Below are 15,411 nucleotides of genomic sequence, written 5' to 3'. Positions count from 1 at the left end.
GCGCGCGCGGAGGGGGCGCATTGTGCGGCTATTTCAACGCGTTGACGACCGTTTGCGCCCCCTCATCGCGTGCAGCGGTGTGGCGGCTCCCGAGAGGGGGCGTGTTCGGCGCTCACGTGCAGGGTTTGGCGGCCATTCGCGACCCCTGCCGCGGTGGCAGGGACTTCAGTAGAGCTCGACCGGGGGCTCCATGACGATGCCCTGCGCCTCGAAGGCGCGCCGGCGCTCCTCGATGCGTCGGTGCTGCTCGAGCCGGGCACCTTCGATCAGCGCCGGGTCGATCGGAACGCTCTCGACGTGCGGGGTCCCGTCGTTCTCGGCGATGTACGCGTCGAGCTCCGGGCCCGAAGTGAGGGACGTGATGAGCGAGTAGCGCGGCGTGCTGCCTCGGTGCCAGACCGCGTGCCAGAAGCGCTGCGTGTCGACGACCATGCGGGTGCCGGCGGGCAGGGGAAGCCGCTGCTCGGTCGCCGGGTCGAACCGGTCCTCGCGGAGGATGAGCAGCGAGTCCGAGTCGTCGGTGAGGTTGACGTAGGAGCGGACGACCCAGCCCGTTCCGTCCTCGTTGAGACGGTTGTTGTCGTCCTGGTGGAGGTTGTAGATCGCATCGGCGTAGGTGTTCGGCTGCAGCTCGATCACGCGGCAGCGCCCGACGTTCACGCCCGGTTCCTGAGCGAGTCGGGTCAGCGTCGGGGCCTGCTCGGTCTGCGAGGCGATCCAGACGCCGTCCTTGTCGGTGCGCGGCGGGGTCTGGTTCCAGAATCCGTTGCATTCGATCTCGCCGGCGTAACTGGCCAGGGGTGCGAAGCGGGTGACGCCGGACGAACGCCATCCGACGTACTCCAGGCCCAGCCATTCGGCCGGATCGATCGGGCTCGCGAGAGGCGAGAGGACGACGTAGCCGGTCTCTGCCAGCGCAGCCGACGTGATGAAGCTCATGGGAACAACCTCCGTAAGGTCATCCTAACCAGCGCGCGCTCGCGTGACGAGATGGGTCCCGGGGATATTCGGCGGGAGGGGGTGGGATGCCGCGATGCCTCGATTCGCGCGCATCGACGCGGTGTCGTAAACTGATCCACGGTGACGTGTCCGAGCGGCCGAAGGTGCAACTCTCGAAAAGTTGTGTAGGGTAACCCCCTACCGTGGGTTCAAATCCCACCGTCACCGCCAGAGCGAAGGCCCCGACTCCCCTAGAAAACACTGGGAAGTCGGGGCCTTCGTCGTCTCCGGATGGCGGCCGGGGAACATCCTGGTAATACGAAGTCTGGCGTGATCATCGACGGGTGGGCGATTCTGGACGGAACGAGCCATGCCTGCCAGCCCATCAGCGGCAACGCTTACGGGGCCTTGGCGAGGTCTACGCTCAGCTGGGAGAAGTGAACGCGATGCTCGACCTCCTGCTGGATGCCTTAGCGACATCGGTACTTACGGCTTTGAACCCGGAGTCATGCGCAACTCGGATGACTCACGTGACACCCGCGCCGACCTGCGTGGGTGGTGTCGACCCCGGACGACCTATGGCGCGAATCGCGCTGCTCTCGCCAACTTCGGCAACTCGCTTCGTAATGCCTTGTACGAGTACGGCAGGTTGATCGGCTTCAGTCCTGCGGGCACAGGCAGTCCGTTCGTTCCTCACGCCCCTACCTCCTGCGACGGTAGGTCGACACGCAGACCAGTCGATGATCGAGCGAGTGACACGCTTCAAGGCCGATCGTCGCGTCGCGGCTATTCGTAGATGAGCACAGCGTCCGGGTCCGTCAGTTCGATCTCACCCACGCCCTCGTACACGCTTATGAGTCCAGTCGTACACAGGAGGGAGCCGACAGGGATCGGCTCAAGCTGTCCAACATCCCAAATCACGATCTGGAATCTGCCAGGGTTCGGGTAGTCCAGTCCTAGATTCAGGAACGCGTCGTCATCGGAATACCCGCTACCTGCGAGCGGCCCACAGACTTTCCGCGTCTCCCCGAAATGGCCCGCTGCCTCATCCCACGAGAGTCCGCCGTCCGGCAACGAGTCGTGTCCGACAGGTGACTCCGCCGCGTTTGCCGTCGAGCTCGCAGGCGGGACGGACTCGGCCGGGACCCATTCGCCGTCGACTTCGACGCAGTTTTTCCGAGCTGCGATGTCTGAGGCTATGCCGCCGGGAGCAGCGACAAGGATCGCGCATCGATCTGCGGACGTCGTGTCAATCGGGGCGGGCGCTGGACTCGCATACTCAGTGGTGGATGTAGACCACGACGAGCACCCTGTCAGCGTCACCAAGCCCCCTGCGATTGAAGCAACTACCGACAACCCCAGACCTGCTCTTTGCGAGTTCCCCATGGGCAGAAGAGTAGCGCGGTCGTGGTGGCTCCGCGTGGCGGCGCGGCGTGGGAACATCCCGGTAACAGAGCATCTGTGACGACTGGTTTCTCGATGCCCTGAGTTGTGCCCAACTTTCGCGTAGTTCCGCGGTTTCGTGGGCTGTCAGCGAGATCAGACACCCAGATCATCGTTCAAATCCCACCGTCACCGCCATTTGTCCTGAGTCGCGACAAAGTTTCCGAACTGGTCGCGGCTCAGGCTTTTTTGCTGGTTGGATGCTGACGAGGGTCCCGATCCGTGGGACCGGGACCCTCGTCAGGCCCTCGCTACTGAGGGTTTGAGGGTTCCGCGTCAGGCAAGGCCCTCAGCATCCGTTCGGCCATTCGCTCGGCGGCGCCGAGCGAAGACGGCCAGTCCGCCGCCGAGCGTGAGCAGCAGAACTGCTGCGGCGACGACCACCCAGGATGCTTCTGCTCCGGTCATCGGCAGAGAGCCATCCGTCTCCGCATTCGCGCCGCCATCGCCGGAATCGATACCTGAACCGCCATCACCGTCGGGTCCTGAGCCCCCGGCATCCGAGTCGCCACCGGTGTCCGAGTCGCCACCGCTGTCCGAGTCGCCGGGATCGCCCGGTTCCGCGGTCCCCGCTTGTTCGGCGACGAACATTCCGCCGAATTGCAAGAGCGTTCCCGCGTCATCCGCTGCCCGCGCCACGATCTCGCCGCTGGCCTCGGTGCTGCTTGCGAACCAGGCGTACGTCTCGCCCTTCTTCAGGTCTGACCAGCGCACGGTTGCCGGCGTCCCCGTAGCGGCAGTCTGCGTTCCGATCACCGTATCGCTCGGCGTCGCAACCGACAGCCCATCAGTCGAGAAGGACGTCATCCGCGTGCTCAGGTTCACCGGCACGGTGAAGTTGTCCGCCGCTCCGCTGTAGCGATCGATGGGGTCGATCTGGGTCTTCGGCGCGTTGCCGTGGTCGTACTGCGCCGTCCCGAACTCATCGAGGAACGGCGAGTAGGTGTCCACGGACATCGTGCTGTTCTTCGTGTCGAACTGCAGCATCCGCAAGAAGCTGCCGCCGAGGGCGAGCTTGTCCGTGGTGAGGTGATCCCAGGTGCCATCGCCGTTGACGTCGATCTTGCCTTCGTTCTCACCCGTGCCGAACACGCAGTGCGTCTGCGGGTCGAGCCCGGCCGCCGCACACCGCTCCTTACTGAACATCTTCTCGGCCGGGACCAGATAGCCCTGGTAGTCGGCGAGCATCTGAACGACCTTGTGGTTGCCCTCGATCGTCTCGACGTTCGTGCCGATGCCGTGGAAGTGCCCGCCGAGAACGAGGAACACGTTGTCATTGGCACGCACGACCTCGTCGTACAGCTTGCTGCCGTCGGCACCGAGATTGCTGCCTCGGCCGTCGCGTTCGGCGGACGGCGAGACGTAGCCGTGGGTGATGAGGATGCCGTTGCGGTCGGAGTACCTCTCGAAGATCGAAGAAGCCCAGTCGGACTCCTCCTGCGTCGCACCGTACGAGAGGCCGACCGAGACGAAGTCCAGGCCGCCGGCGGAGAACAGCACGTAACTGTTCGAGCTGTCTCCACCCCGCTTCGTGACGGCACCCGTCTCCGGATCCGTCACCTCGTCCATGGTGTGGAACGAGGCGTCTTCCGGCCAGACATCTGCGGCCTGGTCGTAGTACCCGTCGGCCGTGAAGAACGCCGAGAACGGCGACTTCGGGCCGTTGTGCGTGCCGTTGTAGTTGTCGTGGTTCCCGGCCACAGCCTGGTTGGGAAGGCCCGACTTCCACAGCTCCTCTTGGTAGCTGAGCGCCATGGCGAACTCCTTCGCGATCTGCTCCTTGGCGCCGGGGACACGACCGTCCGCGGTGGTGTAGTCGTACACGCTCGAGCCGTCGCCGGGATCCTCCGCATTCGGGTCGAACTGCAGATCGCTCAGCGAGACATTGCTGTTGATCACGTCGCCGGTGTTGGCGACGAAGCTGATCTTGCGCTCGTCCTTGTTGTCGACGATCCACTGGTTCTGCTTGCGCAGCGAGTACGCGAACACCGATGCCTCTTCCGGCGTGTTCGTTGCGCCCTCGATGTGCCGCCACGGCAGGCTCGCCGGCCAGTCCATGTTGCTTCCGGTCGCGACCTCGGTCGTGTACTGCGCGTCGGTGTAGTGCGCGATCGAGAAGTCGTAGTCCTCCGGATCCTCGAAGCGGTCCTTCAGCTCCGGGGTTCCGGCCGACTCGTCGCGCGGCGCGAGGTCGTCGGCGAACGGGTCCTCTGCGGTGACCGCGACGTGGACGACGGGGGCAGCGGCATCGCTGACATCGATCAGACGCGCGTGGATCTCGCTCTGCAGGTGCGTGTCCCCGTCGGCGACGCCGCGGGCCTCGCTCATGAGCGACCACGTGCTGCCGTCGACGTCCCACGCCCAGAGCTTCATGGAGCGGGCGGGATCCACTCGCCCGCTCCAGACCAACTGCTGACCTCGCTCGGCATTCGGCAGATCGATGTCGAACCGCTGGAACGGGAAGGAGCTGTGGCTCGAGGGGGTCGTCTCGAACTCGTCATCGCCGGGAGTGAGTACACCGTCGATCCTCGTCAGATCGGATGCGTCCTTGTCGAAGTCGAGTCCGAGCTCCGTCGGTGAGCGATCGATCGTGCCCTGCACGCCGTCCGCGGCATCCGTCATACGCGCCTCCGAGAAGGTGGTCGCGATGTCGTTGCCTGCCACGCTGGATGCGGTGGCCGACAGCACGGCGACGCCGTCCTCCTGAACCGTTGCGGTGCCGCCCCCCGTAGGGATGCGGAGCGAGGTGAAGGGGATGCCCCAGTTCACAGGTCGGCCGAACACATCCGTCGCCGTGATGGCGATCTCATGGGCTCCGGCCTCCAGACCCGCGCCGATCGTGTCACCGGGGACGATCGGGTTGCCGTCGAGCAGGTACTGCCATCCCGTTGCGAGGGTCTCATCCGTGATCGTGATGGCGAACTCCACCGGGGCGTCGATCGCGGCGTCGGCCGCGGGCACCGACGACGCGAGCTGCGGCGTGACCGAGCGGTCGCCGAACGAGTCCCAGTCGAGCTGGTCCGCCTGCTCGGCGCTCAGCGCGTTGCTCCAGATCCGCGCGTTGCCGACGCTGACTGCGGTCGGGAACTCGATGGCACCCCGGGCCCCGATGTCGGATCCGAACGCGAAGTAGCGGACGTACGGCTCGACGATCGATCCGGATGGTGCCTTGACCGCGCCGACCGTGTTGCTGGTGTTGGTGCCGACGAGCTTTCCGTCGAGGTAGAGGTCGACCTTCGTGCCGTTGAACGTCGCGACGACGCTGTACCAGACGCCGGGCTGCAGGGTCGGAGAGCTGACGCTCTTGTATCCGCCGTTGACGTGGAATCCGGCGACCACCGATGAGTTCGCCAGGTGCATGCCGAATCCGCCGCTGCTCTTTCCGGCGCAGACATGCGGCGTGCCGGTGACCGGCAGCGCCTGGTTCACCTTGATGTCGCACTGCAGCGTGATGCCGGGTCCGGCCCACGTGTCGTCCGCCCAGGTCGCCATGTCGTCCGTGCGCGGCATGCCGGTGTCTGCCCAGGCATCCTGGAGCGGATAGAACGCGTGGTCCTTCTTGCCGTCTGCGGTGTACGCCTGCTTGGGCTGCGACGCGAAAGCGGGGTCGGTGGCGACGCTCGATGAGCCGGTCACCTTCGGAGCGCGGTTCGATGCGGAACGATCGGCGAACGGGTCTGCGATGTCGGAGAAGTCGACGTCGAGGATGTCGGCGCTCGGCACGTCGACGCCGGGGTCGACGGGGTCGGGGTCGGCGGGGTCTTCTCCGCCGGGGTTCTCCTCACCGGGGTCGCCACCGGCGCTGGCGGGCTTCTCCGCGGCCCAGAGCGCCGAGACCTCGGCATCCGTGAGGACAGTGCTCCACGCTCTGGATGCTGCGACAGCGATGGCCGCTGGGTCGGCAATGCCGTCCGTCCGTGGCGAGCCGCCGATCCCCCACTTCGGAACGCTGTCGACCTTCAGCGCCGTGTACGGGCCGGCATGGTTGCGGCCCGTGCCCGATCCCGTCCCCGGCTCGGGGTCGAGCGTCCACGCCGGTGTGCCGTTCAGATAGAGCTTCACCTCGCCGTTGCCGACGGTGGCCACCGCGTGGACCCATTCGCCCGACTTGACGGGGATGGGGGCGGAAGCGGTGTTCTTGTTCGCCGAGGTCGCGGTGGCCTTGAACCGCAGGCAGCATCCGGTCGCCGGCAGGTAGAAGGCGTAGCCCTCCGGGCCGCCAGCGCACAGCTGGCTGGCCTGCCCACCGGGCACCGGGCTCTCGCCGTCATATCGGAAGTAGCACTCGAACGTGCCGCCATCGAGCAGGTCGACGTCCTCGACGTGGGCGGGGTCTTCCGCAGACCAGGCCTCGGGGATGTCGTACACGTACGCGCCGGTGCCGGTGCTCGGGCGCTCCTCGTTGGCGGTGAACTCTGCGACGTGGCGCTCCAGAGTCTCGTCGTAGATCACCGCCGGGGCGTCGCCAACGGTGGCGAACGGACGGTCCTTGACATGCTCGACCGGGCCGTCAGCCGTGAAATCGACACTGATCACATCGGGCTCAGGAACGAGCGAGGCGTCTTCTGCGGCGAAGACGGTGGATGCGGGAGACAGGGCCGCGGCAGGCGCGGCGACGGTTGCCGATGTTGCGAGGGCGATGGCCAGCGCGACACCGCCGATCCTTCTGATCGGAGCCGGTCTCCAACGGCGGGGCGCAGACGAGTTCACGGCGGGTCTCCTTCAGGCGATCAATGGTGTTGGAATCTGCGCGCGACGGCGCCGACGATCGTGAGTATAACGACATACTTGAACGGATCACAACGCCCATTTTGTGACGAGGAATAGGGCGTCGAGCGGCCGAAATCGTGGAAAAGAGTACACTCTCCAAAGCTCGCCGTGGTATCGAGATGCTGTCGTAAATCCAAATACTCGGTGAAGCTTTCGATCCCGGAATCCGCCACCGCGACGCTCAACCAGTATTACGATTGAGCGACCCTGTGCGCGGTGTGTGCCGGGGAATTGAATCGGAGGGTGCGCGAGTGGCCAGGAGTGCGCGTCTCTCGGAGGTGGCGAAGCTCGCGGGCGTCTCGCCGGGCCTCGTCTCGCGTCTGATCAACGAAGACCCGACGCTGAAGATCCGCGACGAGACGCGCGAACGTGTCCAGGCCGCGATCGACATGCTGCAGTACACGCCGCACGCGTCGGCGCGCGCACTGCGCAGCTCGCAGACCGGGCTCCTCGGCTTCGCGCTGTACCACGTGACCGACCCCATCTATGCCCAGATGGTAGAGAACGCCGAAGCAGCGGCGAGCGTCGCCGGCTACTCGCTCATGCTGCTCAACGCCGCCGACCTCGCCGCGCACCCGCAGACGCTCAGGAGCCTTGCGCAGGGGCGCAAGGTCGACGGACTGCTCATCCAGGGCGGATACGAGGACCACGCGTCTCTGCAGGGTGCCGGTTCCATGCCGACGGTGCTGTTCAACGCCGATGCGCTCGCCGGATTCCGCACGGTGCGGCTCGACGACGCGGAGGCGGCAGCACTGGCCACCCGGCATCTCATCGACCTCGGCCATACCGCTATCGCGTTCGTAGGTGCGGAGGGATCATCGTCGGATCGACGGTACCAGGGCTACCTCTCGGCGATGGTCGACGCCGGCCTGGCCTCGCATCCGCCGATCGTGGGCGGATGGGACGCCGGCACGGCACGATCGGTTGTCGAGAACTACTACGCGAGCGGGGGCAGCGCGACGGCTTTGGTCGTCGTGTCGACCACGAGTGCACTGGGAGTTCATGCCGGTGTCATCGCGTCGGAGCGCCGCGTGGGGCAGGACGTCTCGATGGTGAGCATCCACGACACCTGGTTCGCCCCTCACCTGAGCCCGGCCCTGACTGTCGCGGCGATGCCTCTCGGTGATCTCGGCCGCGTCGCGGTCGAGATGCTGCTCGAGCAGATCCGCGAGCCCGCTGAGGGAGAGGTCATCCTCCGAGAGCCGGAGATCCGGATCGTGCACCGCGAGTCGAGCGCCCCGCCGGCGGCCTAGGCTCCGGTCTGCGCGATCATCTCCGATACGGCGTCCACGGCATCGGGAAGCCAGCCCGAATCCCACCGGTGGGCGCGGTATCGCTCGTTGTCGTACACGTGTGGGATGCCGAGCTCGTCGAGCAGCGCGTGAGCCTCGGACAGGTGATCGTGACTCCAGGCCGGAGCGTCCTTGCCGAAGTTCCCGTATCCGAAGAGGGCGATACGAGGCGCGCCCCCGAGTCTTTCACCGCGGGTGCGGAGCAGATGCGGGATCGCGAAGTCCGCGAAGTGCTCGGGATTCGGCCAGAAGAACGGCATCTCCCAGTCATCCGGCCGTGTCTTCATCACGGGGGAGTCGAATGCCGCCGCGGCCGTGAACAGCTCGGGATAGCGCACGAGGATCTGCACCGCTGCCGAACCGCCCTTGCTGTAGCCGATGAGCGCTCTCGTCGACGACGGATACACGCCGTCGACGAACGGCACGATCTCATCGAGGAAGAACATCAGTTGCTGCAGCGTCGGCTGGTCGGGCAGATCGGTCATCCACGGCCAGTCGGAGTACGTGGGTGCGACGAAGACCATGCCGTACCGGTTGTGCAGATCGCCTCGCAGCGCCTCGTCGAGCCCATCGCCGGAACGATGGCTGAGCTCCGGCGTCGACGGCAGCAGGTACACGACCGGCGGGTTCTTGATGTTCGCGAGATCGTCGGGTTCGAGCACCCGCACGACGGTCTCGAACTGCTGCCTGGTCGAGGTCACCGAGTACTGCAGATAGTCCAGGCGAAGCGGAGGCGAGAATTTCGCGGGCATCGTGCTCCTTTCGAGGCGGCGGCGGATGCTACGACTTGAGCCCGCCTGCCGTGAGGCCGGAGACGACGTGCTTCTGCGCGATCAGGAACACGATCAGCACCGGGAGCACCGAGAGGGTCGTCGCTGCCATCTGCACGTTCCAGCGCGGCCCCGCCAGCGCGTCCTCGAACAGGGTGAGTGCGACCGGGACGGTGAGCATGGTCTGCGACCGCAGATATACGAGCGGCTCGAGGAACTGGTTCCAGCTGAACCACGCGGTGAACACCACGGCCGAGGCGATCGAGGGCCGAACGAGCGGCAGGAAGATCTGCACCATCGTGCGAGCGCGGGATGCGCCGTCGAGCGTCGCCGCCTCCTCGAACTCGTTGGGGAGCGTGAGGAAAGCCTGTCGCATGATGAACATCGCGACCGGGCCGGTCGACAGCACGGAGGTGAAGATCACCAGCGGATAGAAGGTGTCCACCCATCCGATCTGCGCGGCCGCCTGGAACAGCGGGATGATCACCGCCTCCGGTGGGATGAAGACGCCGGCGAGCAGGATGAGGAAGAAGATCTCCGCGCCCGCGGGGCGCACACGCGCCAGGGCGTACCCCGATGGAATCGCCAGCACCAGCGTGAGCGTGCAGATGAGCACCATCAGCAGTACCGAGTTGAGGAACTGCTGCGCGAACGGCTGCAGCGTGAACACCTGCGCGTAGTTCTCCCAGCGGAATACCTCGGGGAACAGCTTCGGCGGGTATTGCAGGATCTCGCCGATCGACTTGAACGATCCGCTCACCATCCACAGCACGGGCCCGATGAACAGCAGTGCGATGACGGTGAGGAGCGCGTACATCGGTGCCCGGCGTACGATCCGTGCGCTCTGCGCGTTACTCCGACTCATGGAACACCAGCCTCTTTCGCAGCTGCCAGACGATCCCGATGAGAGCGATCACCAGGACGAACAGGAACACGGACAGGGCGGCGGCGTAGCCGATGTCATTGAGGCGGAAGGCCTGGCGGAAGATCTCGAACGCCAGCACCGACGTCTGCACGCCCGGGCCACCGTTGGTCATCAGAAGGACAAGCTCGAAGACCTTGAACGACCCGCTGATCATGAGCATGAAGACCATGATGATCGCGGGAGAGATCTGCGGCAGCACGACGTGTCGGAAGCGAGTCCACGGGCCGGCGCCGTCGACGTGGGAGGCGTCGATCAGCTCCTGCGGCACCGCCTGGAGAGCGGCGAGGAAGATCATCATGTTGATGCCGACGTTCTTCGTGAGCTGGATGAATGCGAACACGGCGAGAGTGAGCCATCCGCCCCGGAGCCATGGGAAGGGACCGGCACCGACGGCGCCGACGATGCCGTCGAACAGACCCCCTGGCTGCAGGATGAAGCTCCACACGAGCGTCCACGCGACCGTCGTCACCAGGGCGGGGATGAAGATCGCCGCTCGGAAGATGTTGATGCCTGGAAGCTTCTGATTCAGCAGGATCGCGAGCGCCAGCGCGAGCACCGTGCCGCCGATGCTCAGCACCACGACGAAGAAGAACGTGTTCGACAGCACCACCGTCATGTCGGGGTCGCTGAAGATGCGGGCGTAGTTGTCGAGCCCGACGAAGTCCCGAGTGCCGGCGAGGACGTTGACCTTGGTGAGGCTCAGCTGCACGACGCCGCCGATGGCGACAAGCCCGACCACCACCATCCCGAGCGTCTGGGGCGCGAGCAGCGCATAGCCGAACACATTGCGTCCGATGTTGACCGAACCGCGCCCCCTCGAACCGCTTCGGCTGCCGCCGTGTCTGTTCCCGCCGCCCCTCGGCGCCCGGATGGTTCCGGGCGCCGAGGGGGCAGCGTGCTGCTGTGTTGTCATGCTGCGATGTTCTCCATCTCAGGGGAGCAGCGGTTCGACGGCCTCGCAGACGCTCGAGAGCGCCGGCTTCACGTCGACTCCGGGCTGGTAGAACGCCTCGTCGAGGGAGGAATTCAAGGCGTCGGTCACAGCGGCGTTGCTCTCGGTCACGGGGAACACCTTGCCGTTCTCCTTGATGCCCTCGATGATCGGCTCGACCGCTTCGGGCGTGAGGACGTCGGAGTTCTGGGTGAGAACCTCGGGGGTGAGCACGCTCTCGCGGATCGGCGGGAAGAAGCCGGAGTATTTCGACATGGCATCCTTCGAACCGAGGAAGGCGACCAGCTCGGTGGCCTCCTCGGTGTGGTTGCCGGCGGCGAAGGCGACGATGGATGCCTGGCCGGTCGCCACGACATCCCCGGCAGGCCCCGCCGGGGTCGGAGCGATGCCCCAGTCGAAGTCGACCTCGGAGAGGTTCGCGGCAGAGCCGAGGAATGCCGAGGTCGCCGCGGCGCCGCCGCCCCAGAAGTCCACCTGCTGACCGGGAACCGGCATCGAACCGTCGTCGAAGGTCATCCCGTGGAAAACAGAGAGCGCGTCGACCGCTTCGTCGCTGTCGAGCGTGCACTCCGTGGCGTCCTCGTTCCACGGCGACGCGTCATACGCATTCAGGAAGGGGAGCAGGCGCGTCCAGTTCTTGAAGTCGAAGTCGTTGAGTGCGTAGCCGGGCACGCCCAGTTTGTCGGTGAGTTGCTTGGACGTCTCGCGGAACGTGTCCCAGGTCCAGTCGCCGTCGGCGATGAGCTGACCCGGATCCTTGATGCCCGCCTGGGCGTAGAGGTCCTTGTTGTAGTACATGATCAGCGGGCCGGTCGAGAAAGGGATGCCGTACACGGCGTCGTCGACCTCCCACCGCTCGAGCAGCGAAGGGATGAAGTCGTCGAAGTCGAAGCCTTCGGTCTTGTCGATCGTCTCGCGCAGATCGACGAGCGCTCCGGACTTGATGTACTCGGCGCTGCTCTCGACGGGGAGCCAGCTGACGTCGGGAGCGTCGCCGGCTGAGATCTGAGTCGTGACGAGGGTGTCGAGATCAGCGAGGTTGAAGCTCTCGATGGTGACGCTTGCCACGCGATCGTTCTGTTCGGCGAACTCGTCGCCGAGCTCCTGGAAAGCGGCGACGTGGTCGGGGTTCGCCGACCAGATCGTCATCCGCAGTTCGACGTCGTCGGCGCCACCGGACGCATCGGTGTCGGATGAGGTTCCGCCGCTGCTGCAGGCGACGACCGCGAGGCTCGCGACGGCGAGCGAGGCGACAGCGATGGGAACGCGGGTGCTGGAACGCATTTCTATCCTCCTTGATATACGCGGGTCGCAGGATCAGGCGCCCTTGCGGCGAGTATAACGTAGTACCGATCGCTGTCAACAGCTTCGGTGGCCATTGAAATGGGCTGGTTATCCAGTGAGTAAATCAATATACTTGCGCCATTACTCAGTGACAGGCGACGGAGGCCAGAGAGCATGCCGAGTGAGAAGAGTGCAGCGGTCATCGTGGAACCGGCCCGAGACATCCCGGTGCTCGGCGCCTTCGACGTGATCGTGGCCGGCGGCGGCCCAGCGGGCGTTATCGCCGCGATCGCCGCGGCGCGCGGCGGAGCGCGCACACTGCTGATCGAGCGATACGGGTTCGTCGGCGGCATGTCGACGAGTGCGCTGGTGACGCCGATCAGTGAGTTCCGCGTCTCGGGGGAGCAGCACATCGGTGGCATCCCTCTCGAGCTCATGCGCCGCGCAGCTGAGCTCGGTGGTGCCGAGATCGAGCGCGACAGCGGTAATTGGCCGGTCAACGACGAGATCTTCAAGCTCGCGGCGCAGCGGATGCTGCTCGAGGCGGGTGTGACGCTCCTGTTCCACACCTGGTTCGCCGATGTCGATGCGGAGGAAGGCCGGGTGAAGCACATCATCGTGCAGAACAAGGCAGGCCGTGTCGCGTATGCGTGCGACGTCGTCATCGACTGCACGGGGGATGCCGACGTCGTCCGGGCGGCAGAACTCCCGACGACCAAGGCAGATGTGCTGCAGCCGGCCACGCTCTGGTTCCAGCTCGGCGGGGTCGACACGGACGCGCTGGAGTATGTGTTCGGGGACGCCGTCGACGGCATCCTGCCGGTGTCGGAATCGATCCGCGCACGCCTTGCTGAGCTGCATGAGGCCGGCGAAGTGCCGTTGTTCGGCGGACCGTGGATCAACAGGTTCTTCCACGACGGGTTCGTGAGCATCAATGTGCTGCGCGAGCCCACCGACGCGAGCGATCCGGAGTGGTTCACCGCCACCGAGACGAGCCTGCGCGAGAAGATGCACGCTCTCATCGACACTCTGCGGCGTGAGTTCCCGGAGTTCCGCGATGCATGGCTCGCGAAGTCCGGCATCCAGACCGGTGTCCGCGAGACGCACCACATCATCGGGCTGTATGAGCTCACGCAGGACGACGTGATCAATCCGAAGGCGTTTCCCGACACGATCGCCAAGGGGGCGCACACGATCGACATCCACCACGTCGACAGCATCGACCAGAACGAGTTCGTATTGCTGCGGCGTCCATACAACGTGCCGTTCCGATGCCTCGTGCCGCAGGGCAGCGTGAACGTGGTCACTGCAGGGCGATGCTTGAGCGCTGACGGGCCCGGGTTCGGATCGGTTCGCGTGATGGCCACCTGCATGGCCATGGGGCAGGGGGCGGGAACCGCAGCGGCGCTCTCGGTTGCGCACGGCACGGCGATCCCCGACGTCGACTTCGCTGAGCTGCGTGCACGTCTGATCGCACAGGACGCGATCATCGATTTCGACAACGTGGATCTCAGCGACAGTCTCCCGGCGCTCGCCGCCGAGAACTGAGGCGGCGAGCATGGACCGTCTGGGCAGGGCATCCCTGACATCGCTCCCCGCCGACATCGCGGTGCCGTCGTATCTCGACCGCGAGATCAGCGTCGGGATAGTTCACTTCGGCGTCGGCAACTTCCACCGCGCGCATCAGGCCATGTACATCGACCGGTTGCTGCAGGTCGGAACCGCCGATGAGTGGGCTATCTGCGGAATCGGCCTGTTCGACCGCGACGCGCGGATGCGCGATGCGCTGGTCGAGCAGGACGGGCTGTACACGCTCGCTCTGCGGCATCCTGACGGCAACGATGAGATCAGTGTGGTCGGATCGATCCGTCGGTTCCTGCACGCCCCCGACGATCCCGATGCCGTACTCGATCAACTCACGGACCCCGGGGTGCGCATCGTGTCGCTCACGATCACCGAGGGCGGCTACGTCGAAGACGCGACAGACGGAAAGCGCGCCGCCGACGACCCGAACGTGGTCGCGGAGGCCGCGAACGGGCTGTCGGCACCTCTCACAGCCTTCGGCTGGATCGTCGCCGCGCTGCGGGAGCGCCGCAGGCGCGGCATCCCTCCGTTCACGGTTCTCTCGTGTGACAACGTTCCGGGCAACGGCACGGTCGCGCGTCGCAGCGTCGAAGCAGTGGCACGGATGGTCGCCCCCGAACTCGCGGACTGGATCGCCGCCGAGGTCTCCTTCCCCTCGACCATGGTCGACCGCATCACACCGGTGACCGTCGATGCAGACGTCGACCGCATCCGCGATCGGGCCGCGTTCGTGGACGCCTGGCCCGTGGCCGCCGAACCATTCGAACAGTGGATCATCGAAGACGACTTCCCTGCCGGTCGCCCCGACTTCGCCGCCGCCGGCGCGACCGTCGTCGCCGATGTGCACGCGTACGAGGCGATCAAGATCCGGCTGCTCAACGGCGGTCATCAGGCTGTCGCGTACATCGGACAGTTGGCAGGCTACCGGTACGTACACGAGGCGCTGGGCGACCCGCGGATCGCAGCATTCGTGCGGAGCTATATGGAGCAGGATGCCGCTCCGACACTCGCCGTGCCCGAGGGATTCGACGTGCCCGGCTACATCGACGAGCTGTTCCACCGCTTCGCGAACCCGGCGATCGCCGATACGCTCACGCGCCTGGGCACCGACGCGTCGAACCGCATCCCCAAGTTCGTGGTGCCGGCGCTCCGGGATCGCCTCGCCGCGGGTGAGACGCCCCGCGCAGGTGCGCGGCTGATCGCGAGCTGGCGGGAGTTCAATCGTCAGGCGGGGGCCGGGGCATTCACCCTCGATGACGAGTCGGCGCACGTGCTCATGGAGTCAGCCGCTGACCCGCGCCGCTTCCTCCTCGCCCTGCCGACTCTCGCTCCGCTGGCCGACGCACCCGCCTTCGTCGAGGCCTATCTCGCCGCGTGCCGGATTATTGCGCAGGAGGGCGTTGACGCAGTTCTCGGATCGTGAGATGGGTAGCGATCAGCAGGAGCGAAGAC

At 65.8% G+C, this 15,411-nt stretch carries 9 protein-coding genes and 1 tRNA gene; 4 read left to right on the top strand and 6 right to left on the bottom strand.

The genetic code is table 11. The features are described from left to right. Nucleotides 1-165: 165 nt before the first annotated feature. Nucleotides 166-939 (bottom strand): cupin domain-containing protein, encoded by a 774-nt coding sequence (locus KEC56_RS00820; RefSeq protein ID WP_227529431.1) that lies wholly within the window; start codon nucleotides 937-939, stop codon nucleotides 166-168. 140 nt (nucleotides 940-1,079) lie between these two features. Here KEC56_RS00820 and KEC56_RS00815 point away from each other — a divergent pair. Then, nucleotides 1,080-1,170 (top strand) — tRNA-Ser (locus KEC56_RS00815). Between the two features lie 1,488 nt (nucleotides 1,171-2,658). Here the strand turns inward: KEC56_RS00815 and KEC56_RS00810 are convergent. Next, on the bottom strand, nucleotides 2,659-7,092 hold the full coding sequence (locus tag KEC56_RS00810; RefSeq protein ID WP_227529430.1) for a LamG-like jellyroll fold domain-containing protein: 4,434 nt from the start codon (nucleotides 7,090-7,092) through the stop codon (nucleotides 2,659-2,661). A 311-nt stretch (nucleotides 7,093-7,403) separates the two neighbouring features. Between KEC56_RS00810 and KEC56_RS00805 the strand changes: the two genes are divergently transcribed. Next, nucleotides 7,404-8,405, top strand: a complete 1,002-nt coding sequence (locus tag KEC56_RS00805) for a LacI family DNA-binding transcriptional regulator (RefSeq protein ID WP_227529429.1) — start codon at nucleotides 7,404-7,406, stop codon at nucleotides 8,403-8,405. Here the strand turns inward: KEC56_RS00805 and KEC56_RS00800 are convergent. Genes KEC56_RS00800 through KEC56_RS00785 form a run of 4 tightly spaced genes read right to left on the bottom strand, consistent with a single transcriptional unit; the run spans nucleotide 8,402 to nucleotide 12,375 of the window. Continuing rightward, nucleotides 8,402-9,196, bottom strand: a complete 795-nt coding sequence (locus KEC56_RS00800; protein WP_227529428.1) for an alpha/beta hydrolase-fold protein — start codon at nucleotides 9,194-9,196, stop codon at nucleotides 8,402-8,404. The genes KEC56_RS00805 and KEC56_RS00800 overlap by 4 nt on opposite strands. A 28-nt stretch (nucleotides 9,197-9,224) precedes the next feature. Beyond that, nucleotides 9,225-10,079, bottom strand: coding sequence for a carbohydrate ABC transporter permease (locus KEC56_RS00795; RefSeq protein ID WP_227529427.1), 855 nt, complete (start codon nucleotides 10,077-10,079; stop codon nucleotides 9,225-9,227). Then, nucleotides 10,066-11,052 (bottom strand): carbohydrate ABC transporter permease, encoded by a 987-nt coding sequence (locus KEC56_RS00790; RefSeq protein ID WP_227529426.1) that lies wholly within the window; start codon nucleotides 11,050-11,052, stop codon nucleotides 10,066-10,068. The genes KEC56_RS00795 and KEC56_RS00790 overlap by 14 nt, the downstream gene beginning before the upstream one ends. 18 nt (nucleotides 11,053-11,070) lie before the next feature. Then, nucleotides 11,071-12,375, bottom strand: coding sequence for an ABC transporter substrate-binding protein (locus KEC56_RS00785; RefSeq protein WP_227529425.1), 1,305 nt, complete (start codon nucleotides 12,373-12,375; stop codon nucleotides 11,071-11,073). A gap of 174 nt (nucleotides 12,376-12,549) precedes the next feature. On the opposite strand from KEC56_RS00785, the gene KEC56_RS00780 reads away from it, so the two are divergent. Together KEC56_RS00780 and KEC56_RS00775 are read left to right on the top strand one after the other, a co-directional pair. Next, on the top strand, nucleotides 12,550-13,923 hold the full coding sequence (locus KEC56_RS00780; RefSeq protein ID WP_227529424.1) for an FAD-dependent oxidoreductase: 1,374 nt from the start codon (nucleotides 12,550-12,552) through the stop codon (nucleotides 13,921-13,923). Nucleotides 13,924-13,933: 10 nt separating this feature from the next. Further along, nucleotides 13,934-15,382 (top strand): mannitol dehydrogenase family protein, encoded by a 1,449-nt coding sequence (locus KEC56_RS00775; RefSeq protein ID WP_227529423.1) that lies wholly within the window; start codon nucleotides 13,934-13,936, stop codon nucleotides 15,380-15,382. Nucleotides 15,383-15,411: the final 29 nt, after the last annotated feature.

The sequence above is a fragment of the Microbacterium tenebrionis genome (assembly GCF_020682665.1).
Taxonomy (GTDB): Bacteria; Actinomycetota; Actinomycetes; order Actinomycetales; family Microbacteriaceae; genus Microbacterium; species Microbacterium tenebrionis.
The sequence above is the reverse complement of the archived record's forward strand: the minus strand, read 5'-3'. Positions and strand labels throughout refer to the sequence as shown.

What these genes read in the sequence shown, in the direction of transcription:
- KEC56_RS00790 (WP_227529426.1), bottom strand. Translation starts at nt 11,052, where the DNA reads ATGACAACACAGCAGCACGCTGCCCCCTCGGCGCCCGGAACCATCCGG.
- KEC56_RS00820 (WP_227529431.1), bottom strand. Translation starts at nt 939, where the DNA reads ATGAGCTTCATCACGTCGGCTGCGCTGGCAGAGACCGGCTACGTCGTC.
- KEC56_RS00775 (WP_227529423.1), top strand. Translation starts at nt 13,934, where the DNA reads ATGGACCGTCTGGGCAGGGCATCCCTGACATCGCTCCCCGCCGACATC.
- KEC56_RS00785 (WP_227529425.1), bottom strand. Translation starts at nt 12,375, where the DNA reads ATGCGTTCCAGCACCCGCGTTCCCATCGCTGTCGCCTCGCTCGCCGTC.
- KEC56_RS00780 (WP_227529424.1), top strand. Translation starts at nt 12,550, where the DNA reads ATGCCGAGTGAGAAGAGTGCAGCGGTCATCGTGGAACCGGCCCGAGAC.
- KEC56_RS00800 (WP_227529428.1), bottom strand. Translation starts at nt 9,196, where the DNA reads ATGCCCGCGAAATTCTCGCCTCCGCTTCGCCTGGACTATCTGCAGTAC.
- KEC56_RS00795 (WP_227529427.1), bottom strand. Translation starts at nt 10,079, where the DNA reads ATGAGTCGGAGTAACGCGCAGAGCGCACGGATCGTACGCCGGGCACCG.